Origin of the sequence: Corallococcus exercitus (assembly GCF_003611585.1) — a bacterium.
GTDB lineage: Bacteria > Myxococcota > Myxococcia > Myxococcales > Myxococcaceae > Corallococcus > Corallococcus exercitus.
Genome location: NZ_RAVW01000064.1, coordinates 15,242 through 30,793 on the forward strand (window position 1 = coordinate 15,242; position 15,552 = coordinate 30,793).

The 15,552-nt window shown below is 70.9% G+C and carries 16 protein-coding genes and 1 pseudogene; 8 read left to right on the forward strand and 9 right to left on the reverse strand.

From position 1 onward, the window contains the following. Nucleotides 1-12: 12 nt before the first annotated feature. The 9 genes from rpiB to D7W79_RS11145 all read right to left on the reverse strand — a co-directional run bounded on the left by rpiB (nucleotide 13) and on the right by D7W79_RS11145 (nucleotide 6,947). A complete protein-coding gene (gene rpiB, locus D7W79_RS11105; RefSeq protein ID WP_120525335.1) occupies nucleotides 13-459 on the reverse strand; it encodes a ribose 5-phosphate isomerase B in 447 nt (148 codons plus the stop codon). A 101-nt stretch (nucleotides 460-560) separates the two neighbouring features. Next, the gene (gene fabF / locus D7W79_RS11110) at nucleotides 561-1,817 is read right to left on the reverse strand and encodes a beta-ketoacyl-ACP synthase II (protein WP_120525336.1); all 1,257 of its coding nucleotides are present in this window, start codon (nucleotides 1,815-1,817) and stop codon (nucleotides 561-563) included. A gap of 87 nt (nucleotides 1,818-1,904) precedes the next feature. Further along, nucleotides 1,905-2,150, reverse strand: a complete 246-nt coding sequence (acpP, locus tag D7W79_RS11115) for an acyl carrier protein (RefSeq protein WP_120525337.1) — start codon at nucleotides 2,148-2,150, stop codon at nucleotides 1,905-1,907. Nucleotides 2,151-2,255: 105 nt separating this feature from the next. Beyond that, the gene (gene fabG / locus D7W79_RS11120) at nucleotides 2,256-3,008 is read right to left on the reverse strand and encodes a 3-oxoacyl-[acyl-carrier-protein] reductase (RefSeq protein ID WP_120525338.1); all 753 of its coding nucleotides are present in this window, start codon (nucleotides 3,006-3,008) and stop codon (nucleotides 2,256-2,258) included. Beyond that, entirely contained in the window at nucleotides 3,005-3,943 is a 939-nt protein-coding gene (gene fabD, locus D7W79_RS11125; protein ID WP_120525339.1) for an ACP S-malonyltransferase, read from the reverse strand. Before fabD ends, fabG begins: the two co-directional genes overlap by 4 nt. 28 nt (nucleotides 3,944-3,971) lie before the next feature. After that, on the reverse strand, nucleotides 3,972-4,973 hold the full coding sequence (locus tag D7W79_RS11130; RefSeq protein ID WP_120525340.1) for a beta-ketoacyl-ACP synthase III: 1,002 nt from the start codon (nucleotides 4,971-4,973) through the stop codon (nucleotides 3,972-3,974). Between the two features lie 45 nt (nucleotides 4,974-5,018). Further along, entirely contained in the window at nucleotides 5,019-6,080 is a 1,062-nt protein-coding gene (gene plsX / locus D7W79_RS11135) for a phosphate acyltransferase PlsX (protein WP_120525341.1), read from the reverse strand. Nucleotides 6,081-6,100: 20 nt separating this feature from the next. Further along, nucleotides 6,101-6,289 (reverse strand): 50S ribosomal protein L32, encoded by a 189-nt coding sequence (rpmF, locus tag D7W79_RS11140; protein WP_014395447.1) that lies wholly within the window; start codon nucleotides 6,287-6,289, stop codon nucleotides 6,101-6,103. A gap of 58 nt (nucleotides 6,290-6,347) precedes the next feature. After that, nucleotides 6,348-6,947 (reverse strand): YceD family protein, encoded by a 600-nt coding sequence (locus D7W79_RS11145; RefSeq protein WP_120525342.1) that lies wholly within the window; start codon nucleotides 6,945-6,947, stop codon nucleotides 6,348-6,350. Between the two features lie 128 nt (nucleotides 6,948-7,075). Here D7W79_RS11145 and D7W79_RS11150 point away from each other — a divergent pair, with 128 nt between their 5' ends. From D7W79_RS11150 to D7W79_RS11185, 8 genes and pseudogenes are all read left to right on the forward strand, one after another. Continuing rightward, nucleotides 7,076-8,005, forward strand: coding sequence for a hypothetical protein (locus D7W79_RS11150; RefSeq protein ID WP_244221707.1), 930 nt, complete (start codon nucleotides 7,076-7,078; stop codon nucleotides 8,003-8,005). Next, nucleotides 8,002-8,490, forward strand: a complete 489-nt coding sequence (locus tag D7W79_RS11155) for a hypothetical protein (RefSeq protein WP_120525344.1) — start codon at nucleotides 8,002-8,004, stop codon at nucleotides 8,488-8,490. The genes D7W79_RS11150 and D7W79_RS11155 overlap by 4 nt, the downstream gene beginning before the upstream one ends. Before the next feature lie 133 nt (nucleotides 8,491-8,623). Then, nucleotides 8,624-9,304, forward strand: a complete 681-nt coding sequence (locus D7W79_RS11160; protein WP_120525345.1) for a winged helix-turn-helix domain-containing protein — start codon at nucleotides 8,624-8,626, stop codon at nucleotides 9,302-9,304. Between the two features lie 361 nt (nucleotides 9,305-9,665). After that, nucleotides 9,666-10,674, forward strand: a pseudogene (locus D7W79_RS11165) (sensor histidine kinase). 13 nt (nucleotides 10,675-10,687) lie between these two features. Next, on the forward strand, nucleotides 10,688-11,638 hold the full coding sequence (locus D7W79_RS11170) for a metallophosphoesterase family protein (RefSeq protein ID WP_120525346.1): 951 nt from the start codon (nucleotides 10,688-10,690) through the stop codon (nucleotides 11,636-11,638). A gap of 186 nt (nucleotides 11,639-11,824) precedes the next feature. Further along, on the forward strand, nucleotides 11,825-13,420 hold the full coding sequence (locus tag D7W79_RS11175; RefSeq protein ID WP_158616938.1) for a S1 family peptidase: 1,596 nt from the start codon (nucleotides 11,825-11,827) through the stop codon (nucleotides 13,418-13,420). Nucleotides 13,421-13,522: 102 nt separating this feature from the next. Then, entirely contained in the window at nucleotides 13,523-15,289 is a 1,767-nt protein-coding gene (locus D7W79_RS11180) for a chloride channel protein (RefSeq protein WP_120525350.1), read from the forward strand. Beyond that, nucleotides 15,290-15,547, forward strand: a complete 258-nt coding sequence (locus tag D7W79_RS11185; RefSeq protein ID WP_120525348.1) for a hypothetical protein — start codon at nucleotides 15,290-15,292, stop codon at nucleotides 15,545-15,547. Nucleotides 15,548-15,552: the final 5 nt, after the last annotated feature.

Sequence of the window (15,552 nt, forward strand, 5' to 3'; positions counted from 1 at the left end):
CTGCAAGGCCCGTCAGCGCTGCTGGGCCTCGACGTCGCGAATCTTCTGGACGCGCTTCTCGTGGCGGCCGCCCTCGAAGGCGGTGGAGAGGAAGGCCTCCAGGATGCCGCGTGCCACGCCCGCGCCCACCACGCGCTGGCCCAGGCACAACACGTTGGCGTCGTTGTGCGCGCGGGTCATCCGCGCCTCGAACTCCGTGGTGCACAAGGCCGCCCGGACGCCCCGGTGCTTGTTGGCCACGATGCTCATCCCGATGCCGGTGCCGCACACCAGCACGCCCAGCGTGCCGGCCTCCGCCACCACCGCGCGGGCCACCTGCGAGGCGAAGTCCGGGTAGTCCACGGACTCGCGCGTCTGCGGGCCCAGGTCCTGGAAGTCGGTGCCGCGCTCCTTCAGGAGCGCCACCAGCTCCTGGCGCAGCTCGATGCCCGCATGGTCGGAGGCGAGGATGACTTTCACGGCCGGACTCCGGAAGGCGGGGCCCGCGCCTTGAGGGCGGGGCCGGGAAGGAGGGCCCCTGCCCGCCGCTCCTTTTCAGGGAGCAGCGGGCCGGAAGGCCGTCAGCTGAAGCGCTTGAAGACCAGCACCGCGTTGGTGCCGCCAAAGCCGAACGAGTTGCTCATCACCGCGTCGACGCGGGCCTCGCGCGCCGTGTTGGGCACGTAGTCCAGGTCGCAGTCGGGGTCCGGCGACGTCATGTTGATGGTGGGCGGCAGCACGTTCTTCGTGAGCACCTGCACGCTCACCACCGCCTCCGCGCCACCCGCCGCGCCGAGCATGTGGCCCGTCATGGACTTGGTGGACGACACCGCCAGCTTGCGCGCGTGGTCGCCGAACACGGCCTTGAGGGCCTTGGTCTCGTTGGCGTCGTTGAACGGCGTGGACGTGCCGTGGGCGTTGACGTAGCCCACCTGGTCCGGCCGCATGCCCGCGGACGCCAGGGCCAGGCGCATGCAGCGCGCCGCGCCCTCGCCCTCCGGCGCCGGCTGGGTGACGTGGTACGCGTCCGAGTTGGCGCCGTACCCCACCACCTCCGCCAGGATGTTGGCGCCGCGCTTCTTCGCGGCCTCCAGCTCCTCCAGCACCACGATGCCCGCGCCCTCGCCCATCACGAAGCCGTCGCGCTCCTTGTCGAAGGGACGGCTGGCGCCCGCCGGGTCGTCGTTGCGCGTGGACAGGGCCTTCATCACGGAGAAGCCGCCCATGCCCAGCGGAGTGATCGCCGCCTCCGCGCCGCCCGCGATGGCCGCGTCCGTCTCACCCAGGCGGATGGACTTCCAGGCCTCGCCGATGGCGTGTGCGCTGGTGGCGCACGCCGACACCGGGGCCCAGTTGGGGCCCTTGCAGTTGTAGCGCATGGAGATGAGCCCAGGCGCCATGTTGACGATCATCTGGATGATGAAGAAGGGAGACAGCCGGTCAAACCCCTTCTCCAGCCCCTTGCGGTGCTGCTCCTCCAGCGAGGAGATGCCGCCGATGCCGGAGCCCACGATGACGCCCACGCGCTCCGGCTGGTAGCCATGGGGCGCGTCCGGGCCGATGGGCAGGCCGGACTCCTTCACCGCCATGTCGGCCGCGGCCATCGCGTACTGGGCGAACAGGTCCATCCGGCGCACTTCGCGCCTGTCGATGAACTGCTCGGGCTGGAAGTCCTTCACCTCGCCCGCGATGCGCGCGTCGAGCTTCCCCAGATCGAAACGGGTGATCGTGCTGATGCCGGACTGCCCGGCCAGCATCGCCTGCCAGTTCTTCTCGGTGCCGGTGCCCAGCGCTGAAATGATGCCGGTGCCGGTGATGACGACTCGACGGTTTGACACTGTTCTTCTCCGCTGACCGCGATGGGGCGCGGAGCGCCGGTGAAGGACGCCCCCAGAGGCCCCGACACTCCCGGGTGTCGCGACTGCCTACTTCTTGTGGGTCTTCACGTAATTCACGGCGTCGCCGACGGTCTTGATGTTCTCCGCCTCGTCGTCCGGGATCTCGACCTCGAACTCCTCCTCCATCGCCATCACCAGCTCGACGATGTCGAGGCTGTCCGCGCCCAGGTCCTCGATGAAGGACGACTCAGGCTTGATCTCATCCTCACCCACACCGAGCTGGTCGGCGATGATGGACTTGATCTTGGTTTCCACGTCGGTTGCGTTGGACATACGTGCAGAACCCTCCAGCTCCAGATGGGACCCGCCGTTTGTCTCGCGGGTCGTCTTCAAGGCGGGCGCGGTATATCCCACGCCCGGCGGCAATCCAACCTTGGCTTACATGTACATGCCGCCGTTGACCTTCAGGACCTCGCCGGTGATGTAGGACGCCGCATCACTCGCGAGGAACAACACGGCCCCGGCGACCTCCTCCGGGTTGCCCAGGCGGCCCAGCGCGATGCCGCCCACCATCTTCTGGCGCAGCTCGTCGTCCAGGTGGGAGGTCATGTCCGTCCCGATGAAACCCGGGGAAACCGCGTTGACGCGGATGCTCCGGCTGGCCAGCTCCTTGGCGACCGACTTCGTCAGGCCGATAAGCCCCGCCTTGGCGGCCGAGTAGGCGGCCTGCCCCGGGTTGCCCATCTCCCCCACCACCGAGGTGATGTTGATGATGGCACCGGCCCGCTGCTTCATCATGGGCCGGCTGGCGGCGCGGATGAGCGCGAAGGCGCCCCGGAGGTTGGTGTCCAGCTGCCGGTCCCAGTCCTCGTCCTTGACGCGCATGACCAGGCCGTCAATGGCCATGCCGGCGTTGTTCACGAGCACGTCCAGCCGGCCGTGCGCCTTGACGACGCCGTCGATGGCGCCCGCGCACGCGGCGGTGTCCGCCAGGTCGAAGCGAACGGCCTCCGCCTTGGCGCCCGCCTGCTGGAGCAGCCCCACCGTCTCCTGCGCGGCGGCCTCGTTGCCCACGTAGCTGATGACCACGGTGGAGGCGCCCGCCTTCGCGAAGGCCAGCGCGCACGCCCGGCCGATGCCGCGCGAGCCGCCCGTCACCAGCACCACCTTGTCCTTGAAGCCCTCGCTCATGCTGCCCCCAGCGCGGCGAGCACCTTCTCCAGGGTCGCGGCGTTCTCGACGTTGAACGACTCGATGTCCTTGGTGATGCGCTTGATGAGACCGCCCAGCACCTTGCCCGGTCCCAGCTCCACCACGTGCGTGACGCCGTTCGCCTTGAGCGACTCCACGCATTCAATCCAACGCACCGGCGCGCTCACCTGCTCCAGCAGCAGCGGCACCACGCGCGAGGCGTCCGCGTTGGGCCTGGCCTCCACGTTGCTCACCACCGGCACGGACGGCGCCTGGATGCGCATGCCCGCCAGCACCTCCGCCAGCCGGGGCTTCACGGGGTCCATCAGCGCGCAGTGGAACGGGGCGGAGACGGGCAGCGGCATCACGCGCTTGGCCCCGGCCTCCTTGCACTTCGCGCCCGCGCGCTCCACCGCGGCCGCGTGGCCCGCGATGACGGTCTGCTCGGGCGAGTTGTAGTTCGCGGGGGCGACGACCTGTCCTTCCGCCGCGGCGTCGCAGGCGGCCTTCACCGCGTCCGGGGTGAGGCCCAGCACCACCGCCATGCCGCCCGTGCCCACGGGCACCGCCTCCTGCATGAACGTGCCGCGCGCGCGCACCGCCCGCGCCGCATCCTGGAGGTCCATCGCGCCCGCGGCCACCAGCGCGGAGTACTCGCCCAGCGAGTGGCCCGCGACGAACGCGGGGACAGGGCCCCGCTTCTGGAACACCGCGTGCACGGCGGCCGACACCGTGAGGATGGCCGGCTGGGTGGTGGCGGTGAGCTTCAGCGCCTCCTCCGGGCCCTCGAAGCAGGTGGTGGAGAGCTTCTCGTGCAGCGCGTCGTCCACGGCGTCGAAGACGGCCCGCGCTTCGGGGAACTGCTCGTAGAGGTCCTTGCCCATCCCCACGGCCTGACTGCCCTGCCCGGGAAACACGAACGCGACCTTCGCCATGTTGCGGTCCTTCCTTGTGTCGTCCTGCCTACCAGCGCACCACCGCGCTGCCCCACGCCATGCCCGCGCCAATGGCCATCATCGCGATGACGTCTCCGCGCTTGAGGCGGCCGGCGCGCTGCGCCTCATCCAGCGACATGGGCAGCGAGGCGGACGACGTGTTGCCGTACTTGTGGAGGTTGAGCCAGCATTTTTCCTTTGGAATCTCCAGCCGCTCCATCACGGCTTCCAGGATTCGCAGGTTCGCCTGATGGGCGATGACGTGGTCCACCTGCGTCGTGGCCAGCCCGTGGGCCCCCAACGACGCCTGCGTGGATTCCACCAGGGCGCGCACCGCGAAGCGGAACACTTCCTTCCCGTTCATCTTGAGCTTGTGAAGATTTGCATCCACGTTGTCCGCGGTGACGGGGGTGCGGGAGCCGCCGGCGGGGATGCAGAGCAGGTTCGCGAGCTCGCCGTCGGTGCGCAGGTGGGTGGAGAGGATGCCGCGCGGCGCCATGGCGTCGTCTTCCGCACCCTCTTCCGCCCCCAGCACCAGGGCGCCCGCGCCGTCCCCGAAGAGGACGCAGGTGTTGCGGTCCGTCCAGTCCACCGCGCGGGTGAGCAGGTCCGCGCCCACGACGAGCGCGCGCTTCACCTGGCCCGAGCGCACGAACTGATCCGCCACGCTCAGCGCGTACAGCCCTCCGGCGCACGCGGCGGACACGTCGAAGGCGAAGGCGCGCTTCGCCCCCAGCTTCGCCTGCACCAGCGCGGCGCACGACGGCATGGGCATGTCCGCGGTGACGGTGCCTACGACGATGAGGTCCAGGTCGCCGGGGGCCACGCCCGCCATCTCCAGCGCGTTGCGCGAGGCCTGCACCGCCAGGTCGCTCGTCGCCTCGTCCGGGGCGGCCTGCCTGCGCTCCTGGATGCCGGTGCGCTCGCGGATCCACGCGTCGCTCGTGTCGACCAGGCGCTCCAGGTCCTGGTTGGTCAGGACCTGCGCGGGGGCATAGGAGCCGGTTCCGATGATGTGCGTGCGTGCCAAGAGGCCTCCGGAAGTCGTCGGAGTCCAACGTCTGGCCCGCGCGCTCTAATCGTTCCCTTCGTCCCCGTCCGCCTTCCTTCCCCGCTGGTGGGGAGGAAGCCAGGCGGCGGCGTTGGCAATGCAGCGCGTCAGCTCTTCCTGCACGCCCGCGCGCACGTGCTGCAGCGTGGTGACGAGCGCGTTGTGGATGGCGCGGGGGGAAGAGCGGCCGTGCGCGACGATGCCCACTCCCTGGAGGCCCAGGAGCGGCGCGCCGCCATATTCGGCGTAGTCCATGACGCGGCGCAGCCCCGCCAGGGTGGGCTTGAGGAGCAGCGCTCCCAGCTTCTCCGGCAGGCCGCCGCGCTTCTCGATGGCGGAGCGCAAGAGGCCGGTGATGCCCATGCCCACGCCTTCGGACGTCTTCAGGACGATGTTGCCGGTGAAGCCGTCCGTCACGACGACCTCCACGTCGCCGGAGAACAGGTCCTTGCCCTCCACGTAGCCCACGAACTCCAGGTCCGAGCGGCGCAGGAGGGCGCTCGCGTCGCGCGTGAGCTGCGTGCCCTTGGACTCCTCTTCACCGTTGGAGAGCACCGCCACGCGGGGGCGCTTCACGCCCAGGCGCGTGCGCGAGTACGCCTCGCCGAGCACGGCGAACTGGGCCAGGTGCGAGGGGCGGCAGTCCACGTTGGCGCCCGCGTCCAGGAGCAGGCAGCGGCCTTCGCCCTTCAAGGCCGGAAACAGGGCCGCGATGGCCGGACGCTCCACGCCGGGAATCCGGCCGAGCGTCAACATGCCACCGGCCATCACCGCGCCGGAGTTGCCCGCCGACACGAAGGCGGACGCCTCCCCTTGCCGGACGAGCTCGAAGCCCACCCGGAGCGAGGAGTCCCGCTTGCGCCGGAACGCAGCGGTGGCGGGGTCGTCCATCTCCACCACTTCGGACGCGTGGTGGAGGTGCACGTTGGGGGGCGCGCCGGCGCGCTCCAGGACGGGACGTACACGCGTGGCGTCCCCGACCAGCACGAGTTCGTGCCCGGGATACGCTCGCGCGAACAGCACGCCCCCTTCCACGACGGCGTCGGGGGCGTGGTCGCCACCCATCGCGTCGAGGACGAGCCGCACCGGCAGCCTTCCGCTTTCAACTACTCCGCGGCGGTCGCGATGACCTCACGGCCACCGTAGTTGCCACAGGCCGCGCAGGCGCGGTGCGGCATCACGGGCTCCTTGCACTTGGAGCACTTGATGACCTGGACGGGGGTCCGCAGGTTGTTGTTGCCGGCCCGACGACGGTCCCGGCGCATCTTCGACGTCCGCTTCTTGGGAACTCCCACGGCTCACCTCGGCATCGGACCCGTCCCCCCTCGCGCCTTGCGAGGGGCATAGGGACCGTCAGTTCAACTTGATGTTCTTCAGCGGCGACAGTCGAGGGTCCACGACCTTCGGCTCGCAGCCGCACTTCTTCTCATTGAGGTTCTGGCCGCACTGCGAGCAGAGCCCCTGGCAGTCTTCCCGACAGACCGCGCTCATCGGGAGGGCGAGCAATACCTGTTCCCGGATGATCGGATCCAGATCGATCGTCTTCCCATCGAAAACCTGCTCGTCCGCCTCGCCCAGCGCGAAGGTGCCCCCGGATTCACCCTGGGTGCGTTCCTTCTTCTCCATGGCCTTCTCGTCGTCGTCCTTGAAGTCATCGCCCCGGGCCAGGGACTCCGGCACCAGGTTGATGGTGAAGGACACGGGAAGGTCCAGCGTCACGTCCGCGAGGCAGCGCTTGCAGGGCGCGCCCACGTGGACCGTGAAGCCGCCCGTCAGCAGCACGCCGCCACTGACCTTGCGCAGGGTGGCCTGGAGCGTCGACGGAGCGGTCGCCTGGAAGCCAGTGCCCTCACCGGACCCCTGACCTTCCAGGGCCTCCTTGAGGACCCCGGGAGCGATGGGCTCGTCGAGCTTCAGCCCCGCGTCTTTGATTTGTTCAATCTTTACGACCATCTACAAGGCTTCCCGGCAAAAGGGCGCGCAACATAGAGGGACTCCCCCCGTCAGTCAACACGCCGGGTTGGACTACCGAGCCGCGCCGCGTGGATCCCCTCAACACCGCTCTGGTAGCTTTCCATCTGATGCGCTTCCCCGCCCGACGTTCGCGGGGCGCACTCTGTGTCTGGGGGCTCGGGCTGATGCTCGCCCTGCCGGCGCAGGCCCGTGCGCCCCTTCCCCCGTCCACCCTCCTCTTCCAGCTGGGCCCGACGAGCCCCGCCATCGACTCGGCGAAGGGGCTGCTGGAGGCCGGCCGCTTCCAGGAGGCCCTGGACGTGGTGCGGGGCGGGCTGGACGCGCCCGACGTCACGGACGACGAGCTGGTGGAGCTCTACCGCCTGCAGGGGCTCACCGCGCTCTACCTGGGCGACGAGGCCCTGGCGCGCGGCGCGTACGAGAAGCTGCTCCAGGCCCGGCCGGACTTCGAGCTGCCCCGCTCCGCGCCGCCGAAGGTCCGCGACCTCTTCGCGAAGCTGAAGGAGGACCTGCGCCACCGCCGCGTCCACCCCGTCACCCTGCAGGTGGACCCCATCCCGGACCCGGTGCCGGGCGAGCGCGTCGAGGTGGACGCCACCCTCCGGGACATGGCGCTGGGCGCGCGGGCGCGGCTGTTCTACCGGCGCGCGGGGGCGCAGGGCTTCTCGTCGGTGGACTTCGTGCGCGACCGGGCCCGGCCGGAGCACTACACCGCCGTGCTGCCCGCGTACGAGCTGCCCGTGGAGAGCACGCCCTATGAAGTGGAGTACTACTTCGAGGTCGTGGACGCGGCGGAGCGGCGGCTCGCCGGACGCGGGGATCCGTTCCATCCCCTCCTCTTCCAGGTGGCGTCGCGGAGCGCACCCGCCACGGCCCTGACGGAGGGCTCCAGCCGCCCCTGGTACAAGAGCCCCTGGCTCTGGGTCGCAGTGGGCGCGGTGGCCATTGGCGGCACGGCCGGGGTGGTGGCCCTGTCGTCCTCGGAGGAGCGGGGCCGCGTGCCCATCACCATCCGCGTGGAGGACGCCGCGCCATGAGACACGCAGCCCTGTTGATGCTTTCCCTCCTCTGCGGCTGCGGGCCGGATGCGGCACCGGGGGCCCTGCCCCTGGGACTGGAGGTCACGCTCAGCCGCGCCGTCGCGAGCCAGGTCGGTGCCTACCAGGTGGTGGTGCTGAAGGACGGTGCGAAGCGCAACTGCACGGAGCTGCAGCGCACCTGCCTGGCCACCCAGGTGGACCCCGGCGACCTGCTGGAGCTGAAGGACGCGGACGGAAACACGGGGCGCACGCTGCGCTTTCCCTCCGCCCCCGGCGGCGCGGCCATGGGGCTCGCGGTGGACGTGCCGGTGGGCCGCGACTACGCGCTCGTCATCGAGGCGCTGACGGCCGACACGCCGACGCGCTTCCTGGGCAGCTCCTGCAACTACCTGCGCGAGGTGAACTCCGGCACCAACGCGACCCTGGTGGCCGCCCCCATCGAGCTGACCTCCCAGGCCTGCGACCCGGTGTTTCCGCGCTGAAGCGCAGGCACTGGCGCCCCGCTGGGGAGGCGGGCGGGCATGGCGCGCGGATGTCACATGGTTGTCCCGAGCGCGGCGGAACGAATCTGTTACGGGACGCCACGCATTCCATCCCTTCGCGGGAGCATCCTTCATGGCGCGCATCCTCATCATCGAGGACGAGCAGGACCTGGCCGGACTCGTCGACTACAACCTCCGCGCGGCGGGCTTCGAGACGGACACGGCGAACACCGGCGCGGGCGGGCTTGCCCGGGCCCGTGCCCATCCTCCGGACCTGGTGCTGCTGGACCTGATGCTGCCGGACGTCGCGGGCGGTGAAGTCCTGCGCATGCTCAAGAGCGACCCGGAGCTCAAGAAGGCCGCGGTCGTCATCGTCAGCGCCAAGGGCCAGGAGGCCGACCGCATCCAGGGCCTGGAACTGGGCGCGGACGACTACGTGGTGAAGCCCTTCTCCGTGCGCGAGCTGCTGCTGCGCGTGAAGGCCGTGCTGCGCCGCGCGGACGCGGAGGAAGGCCCCGCCGCGGTGCTGGCCGCGGGCGACATCAGCCTGGACACGTCCCGCCACCAGGTGCGGGTGAAGGGCGAGGAGATCATCCTCACCGCGCTGGAGTTCCGCCTGCTGCGCACGCTGCTGGAGCGAAGCGACCGCGTGCAGACGCGCGAGGTGCTGCTGTCCGACGTCTGGGGCATCCAGGCGGAGATCCACACGCGCACCGTGGACACGCACATCAAGCGCCTGCGCGAGAAGCTGGGGCCCGCGGGCGACATCATCGAGACCGTGCGCGGCGTGGGCTACAAGCTCAGCCCTCCGTGAGGCCGTCATGCCCCTGCGCTTCACGCTCCTGGCGCTGCTCGTTCCTCCCCTCCTGGTCGCGACGCTGCTCGTGCTCTTCGGCCACCCGGCCGGCGCGCTCGCCGCGGGGCTCGTCACGCTGGCGGGCTCCGCGCTGGCGCTGGGCACGAGCCGCGTGGCCATGGAGCGCCAGCTTCGCGCGCTGACCCAGAAGACGCAGTCGCTGGCCGCGGGCGTGGACGTGGCGCCGCCCGCGGGCCTGGAGCGCACCGACGACCTGGCGCAGCTGGAAGACGCCATCGACACGCTGGACGACCAGCTGTCCATGCGCGCCGCCGCCCTCAACCAGGAGGCCCGCATCCTCACCGCCGTGCTGGACGGCATGGCGGAGGGGCTCTGGGTGACGGACGCGGAGGGCACCGTGGTGCGCCACAACGACGCGCTCGCGGAGATGCTCCGGCCCGCGCACGGCGCCATCGTGGGCCAGCGGCCGCTCGCGCTCATCCGCAACGAGGCCCTCAACGACGCGGTGGCCCGCGCGTGCCATGACGGCGCCTCCACGCGGCTGGAGCTGACGCTCGAGGGGCTGTACTCCCGCACACTGGCCGTGCGCGTGACGCCCGTGGGGCGCGACCTGCCCGGCAGCGCCGCCGTCTTCCACGACGTCACGGAGTTGCGCCGGCTGGAGAAGGTGCGCAAGGACTTCGTGGCCAACGTCTCCCACGAGCTGCGCACGCCCATCACCGCCATCCGCGGCTACGCGGAGACGCTCCAGGGCGGCGCGCTCCAGGACACCCAGGTGGCCCCGAAGATGGTGGAGATCATCCACCGCCAGTCCGAGCGCCTCTCCGAGCTGGTGGAGGACCTGCTGGAGCTCTCCCGCCTGGAGGCGCGCGAGATGACCTTCCAGCGCACGGAGGTGCCCCTGGCCCTGGCCGTCTCCCGCGCCGCCGAAGGGGTGCGCCCCAAGGCCGAGGGCAAGAACCAGCAAATCGGGTTGCACGTGCCGCCGGGGCTGGTGGCGCTGGGGGATGGACGGGCCATCGAGCAGGTGCTCCTCAACCTGCTCGACAACGCGGTGAAGTACACGCCCGCGGGCGGCCGGGTGGACGTGGACGGAGCGTACGAGGGCGGCCGGTGCGTCGTGCGCGTGCGCGACACAGGCGTGGGAATCGAGCCCAAGCATCTTTCCCGGATTTTCGAGCGATTCTACCGGGTGGACAAGGGTCGCAGCCGGGACATGGGTGGGGACGGGACTGGGCCTTTCCATCGTGAAGCACCTGATGGGCGCGATGGACGGCGAGGTGAAGGTGGAGAGCCAGCCGAACGCGGGCAGTACCTTTGTCATTTTTCTACCCTCGGCGGCTGGCCCGACGGCGGCGACGGGCTAGGATGGGGGCGGCCATGCGGGTCGCCATCCTCGCGGACATTCACGGAAACCTTCCGGCCTGCGAGGCCGTGCTGGACGACATCACCAAGTCGGTGGCGCCGGATTACATCGTCGCGGCCGGAGACCTGGCGCTGCGCGGTGCCCACCCACGCGAGACGGTGGAGCTGCTCTTCAGCCGCTGCCACGCGCTCATCATGGGCAACACGGACGCGTACCTCGCCGGCAACTACCTGGGCGGCGCGTACCGCGAGCGGGACCACTGGAAGACGGAGCTGTTGCGCTGGACGCGCGACCAGCTGGGCGACGCGCTGCTCCAGCAGCTGGGACAGATGCCCTTCTCCCTGCGCTACACGCCGCGCAAGGGGCAGGACCTGTTCATCTGCCACGCGAACCCTCGCAACCTGGAAGAGTCGCTGGACCCCACGCTGGACGACCACGCGGTGCGCCGCTTCTTCACGCACCTGGACGCGGCCGCGTGCGCCTTCGGGCACCTGCACTTCCCCTACCGCCGGCGCGTGGGCCGGATGCTCATCGCGGACGTGGCCAGCGCCGGCATTCCTCGCGACGGCGACCTGCGCCCCGCCTACGGCGTCTTCACCTTCACCCCCAAGGGCTGGCGCGTGCAGATCCGCCGCGTGCGCTACCCGGTGCGCAAGGCCACCCAGGCCCTCACCGCGCGCCGCGTGCCCGGGGGGCCGCTGCTCATCCACAAGCTCGTGGAGGCGAGGTACCGCCACCACAACGCCCTGATGGAGGCCGCGCGGCGGCACTCGGGGCTGCCTCCGCCGGGGCCCGTGCTGCGTCCGCCGCCGGGGGCTTCGGGCTCGAGGCCCACGCTCGCCGCGCCCTTTGAGAACAGCCCTCCACCGGAAGTCGATCCGTCCACGCTGCCCCTGGACATGGACGGCACGGTGACGGGCGCCTCGCCGCTGCCGCCCGACGCGCTCAACGACCTGGACGGGTGAGGCCAACGCCCACCGGGTGCGTGCGCGTGGGGCAGGCCCGTCCGGGAATGGACAGGCGTGCCGTCGCTTCTGACGGACAGCGGGCTTTTCGCACCGCGAAATCCGCCTGCTCTCTCTCGCACACGGATGCACGAGGGCGCGGCGGGCCTTAGCAACACCTCAGGCGACGACGACGCGGGAGGGGCCATGGTCGGGTGGATGGTCGGACTGTCGGTGGTGGCGGTGTCCCTCACCGCCTCCGGAGCAGAGACGCCCCCCGCTCCAACGCCGCCCGCGGTGGAAGCGCCGCCGCCCGCGCCGTACTGCGAGGGCGAATACGCGGACAGCTACAGCGCGCTGTCCCCCAAGGCGCGGGCCTTCGAACAGGCGATGCAGAAGAAGTACACGTACTGCGTGCGCAGCACCGCCGTGTACGAGTGCCTGTCCTACGGCGCGGAGGGCAACGTGCGCCGCACGCGCACGCCGGTGTCCGCGCACGGCACCGCGTTCGCGTACCGGCAGCAGGCCGGGGAGACGCTGCTGCTCACCAACCAGCACGTCGTGGAGTGGCCGGACGTCACCAGCGACGCGCATCCGGTGGACGGCGTGCCTTCCGGCTGCAAGCGCGTGAAGGACGGCCTGAGCATCGTGGAGAACGAGGCGGACCACTACGACCGCGACGACATCCCGCTGTCCACGGCGGTGGTGGATCCGCAGCTGGACCTGGCCGTCATCAAGTCGAAGACGCCGCTGACGGTGATGCCGTGGAAGGTGGGCAAGAGCGCCGCCGTGCGCGAACGCGACGTGGTGGACGTGCGCGGCTTCCCGCTGGGCGTCTTCAACGCCACCAACATGGGCAAGGTCATCTCCGCCTACGACCACGACGAGTACAAGGACTGGTACCACGACGACTTCGTCATCGACGCGCTGTTGTCGCAGGGCAACTCGGGGTCGCCCGTGCTGGCCATCTCCTGCAAGACGGGCGAGTTCGAGCTGGTGGGCGTCTACCACGCGGGCTACTCGCGCGGCAGCGCGCTCAACGTGGTGGTGGGAATCGACCAGGCGCGCGACCTGATGAACAACCTGCGCCGCACGCCCAAGCGCGCACTGGAAGGCACGACGCCGCTGGACGCCCTGGCCCGCGCCCGCGTGGCGAAGCGCGCGGAGGTGTCCGCCACGCCCTTCTTCCCCTTCGGCTCGCGCACCGCGGCGGTGTTCCCACGCGCGGACGGCACGCTGCTCTTCGCGCTGTATGAACAGGACTTCCCGCGCCGAGTGCACCCGCTCATCGTGATGGAGGACCTGCCCGTGGCCTCCACGGAGGAGGGCTTCGGGCGCGTGGGGCGCGTCTGGTTCGGAGGCGAGCGGGGCCTGCTGGAGCGAACGCGCGCGGACCAGGACGCGGAGCTGCAACAGCAACTGGCCCGGCTGCTGGATGCGCTGCGCAGGGACGCGACGCTCGCGTTCTCGTACCAGGACTCGCTGCCCGGCTCGGATGAATCCCGGCAGACCTTCGACACGTCCGCCCGCCTGGGCAAGACGCTGGAGCGCACCATCGTCGCGCACCGAGACCTGAGCGACGCCGCCGCGGAGCTGGCGGACCGCTTCGCCCCGGGCGCCACCGAGCCCGCGACCCGGACGGAGTCCGTGCTGAAGAACCCTCCACCTCCCGGCATCCACCTGGGCCTCGCGGATGAACCGGGAGGACAGCCTCTCCCATCCGCGCCGCCCCGCGACTCCGGAGCGCGCCAGCCCGCACGCAGCACGCAGGGCAAGGCGGCCAGGACTCCGTCGGGCAGGTAGGCCGGCCGAGGGGCGGCCGGCCGGGCAGGGAGCGTCCGGGAAATGCCGGGCGGTCCCGGGAAGGCCCTTCCTGGCTCCGTACATTGGACAGGTGTGGAGGCCATGCCCGAACCCGTATCCGGAGCAGTCCACCCCGACCTGAGGACGGGGGCGCCCTCTCCCTGGCTGCGGCGCATCCTCAAGGGCCTGCTGGGACAGGAGCGGCGGTTCTGGGTGCTGGTGGTGGGCGTGGGGCTCATCTCCGGGCTGGGCGCGGTGGCCCTGCTCGCCGTGCTGCGCTTCACCCAGCACCTGTTCTGGCAGAGCAACACGGAGCACTTCCTGGAGGGCGCGCTCGCGTCGCCGGGCTGGCGCCGGTTCCTCGTGCCGGTGCTGGGCGGTGCGCTGGTGACGGTGGTGTCCCTGCTGGTGGGCCAGCCCCTGCGCGGCCATGGCACCGCGGGCATCATCGAATCCATCTGGGTGAAGTCCGGCCGGCTCCCCTTCCCGCGCGCGATCCTGCGTGGCTTCGTGTCCATCCTCGCGGTGGCGCTGGGGGCGCCGCTGGGCCGCGAAGGCGCGCTCCTCCAGACGGGCGCGGCCAGCGGATCCGCGCTGTCGGGGTGGCTGCGGCTGGGGCCGGGCCAGGCGCGTGTGCTGGTGGCGTGCGGCGCTTCGGCGGGCATCGCGTCCGCGTACAACGTCCCCATTGGCGCGGCCCTCTTCGGCCTGGAGGTGCTGCTGGGCAGCTTCGCGCTGGAGCTCTTCGGCCCCATCGTCGTGTCGTGCGTGGTGGCGACGCTCGTGTCGCGCACGCTCATCGCGGATCATCCCAGCTACGTCATCCCCCACTACGCCCTCACCCACCCGCGCGAGCTGGTGCTGGCCATCCTCCTGGGCGTGCTCGTGGGTGGGGCCTCCGCGCTCTACGTGCGCGGCATCAACCTCGCCTCGGACCTGCTGGACAAGCTGCCGTCGTGGCTCACGCCGTTCATGCCGCTGGTCGCGATGACGGTGGTGGGCCTCACCGCCATCGCGGGGCCGTACCTCATGGGCAACGGCTACGACTCCGTGAACATGGCGCTGCATGGGACGCTGCCGCTGGCGCTGCTGCTCATCCTGCCCCTGGCGAAGCTGGCGGTGACGTCGCTGTGCGCGGGCGCGGGCGTGCCGGGCGGGCTCTTCACCCCATCCCTCTTCTTCGGCGCGCTGCTGGGCGGCGCGTTCGGGATGATGGTGGAGCGGGCGCTTCCGGGGGGCGCGGCGCCCAGCGGGGCGTATGCGCTGCTGGGCATGGGCGCGGTGCTGGCGGGCACCACGCATGCGTCCGTGTCCGCGGTGCTGATGATCTTCGAGATGACCGGCGACTACGACCTCATCCTCCCGCTGATGCTCGCCGCGGTGGTGGCCGCCGTTGTCAGCCGCCAGTTGGAGCCGGAGTCGCTCTACACCTCCGTGCTCGTGAAGCGCGACGTGCGCGTGCCGGCCTCCGTGCCGCACTGGCTGCGGGAGGAAGGGGTGCGCTCGCTCCTGTCCCCCGCGACGCAGCGGGTGCCGCCCTCCGCAACCTTCGACGAGGTGGTGGTGCTGCTCCTGGAGGCGCCCGCGGGCGCGGACCTGTACGTCACCGACGCGGAGGGGCGCCTGCTGGGCGTCATCAGCCTGGACGCGCTCAAGGGCCACCTGCCGGACCACTCGCTGCTCCAGGCCACCGTGGCCGCGGACGTGATGGACACCGGCGTGCAGCCCATCACCCCGGACCTGTCCCTGGCGGAGGTGGCCGCGCGGTTCGGCCACACGGAATTGGAGCGGCTGCCCGTGGTGGACGGGCAGCGGCACCTGCTGGGTTCGCTCTCCAAGGGCGACCTGCTCAAGCGGGGGCGCTTCTAGATGGAGCTGGAGCCCCGCACGCGCGCCTGGAGCATCGTGGTGATGAGCCTGCTGTGCATCGTGCTGTCGTGGGTGCTGCTGCGCACGCCACCGCACCCCGGCCGCCCCCCACCCGAAGCGCCAGAACCCGCCGAGGAGCCCTCGCGGGGCAATCCCTACCGGGGATGGCCGCTCTTCCAGGGTTGGCCCATGCCTCAGCCCCCGGACACGAAGCCGGCGCCGGACACGAAACCCTCCGACGCACCCCGGCACCGTTGAAGGCC

Excerpts from the sequence above, each read along its gene's own strand:
- fabG (WP_120525338.1), bottom strand. The coding sequence starts at position 3,008 with ATGAGCGAGGGCTTCAAGGACAAGGTGGTGCTGGTGACGGGCGGCTCG.
- D7W79_RS11150 (WP_244221707.1), top strand. The coding sequence starts at position 7,076 with ATGCGCTTCCCCGCCCGACGTTCGCGGGGCGCACTCTGTGTCTGGGGG.
- D7W79_RS11185 (WP_120525348.1), top strand. The coding sequence starts at position 15,290 with ATGGAGCTGGAGCCCCGCACGCGCGCCTGGAGCATCGTGGTGATGAGC.
- D7W79_RS11175 (WP_158616938.1), top strand. The coding sequence starts at position 11,825 with ATGGTCGGGTGGATGGTCGGACTGTCGGTGGTGGCGGTGTCCCTCACC.
- D7W79_RS11145 (WP_120525342.1), bottom strand. The coding sequence starts at position 6,947 with ATGGTCGTAAAGATTGAACAAATCAAAGACGCGGGGCTGAAGCTCGAC.
- D7W79_RS11180 (WP_120525350.1), top strand. The coding sequence starts at position 13,523 with ATGCCCGAACCCGTATCCGGAGCAGTCCACCCCGACCTGAGGACGGGG.
- fabD (WP_120525339.1), bottom strand. The coding sequence starts at position 3,943 with ATGGCGAAGGTCGCGTTCGTGTTTCCCGGGCAGGGCAGTCAGGCCGTG.
- D7W79_RS11160 (WP_120525345.1), top strand. The coding sequence starts at position 8,624 with ATGGCGCGCATCCTCATCATCGAGGACGAGCAGGACCTGGCCGGACTC.
- D7W79_RS11155 (WP_120525344.1), top strand. The coding sequence starts at position 8,002 with ATGAGACACGCAGCCCTGTTGATGCTTTCCCTCCTCTGCGGCTGCGGG.
- D7W79_RS11170 (WP_120525346.1), top strand. The coding sequence starts at position 10,688 with ATGCGGGTCGCCATCCTCGCGGACATTCACGGAAACCTTCCGGCCTGC.
- acpP (WP_120525337.1), bottom strand. The coding sequence starts at position 2,150 with ATGTCCAACGCAACCGACGTGGAAACCAAGATCAAGTCCATCATCGCC.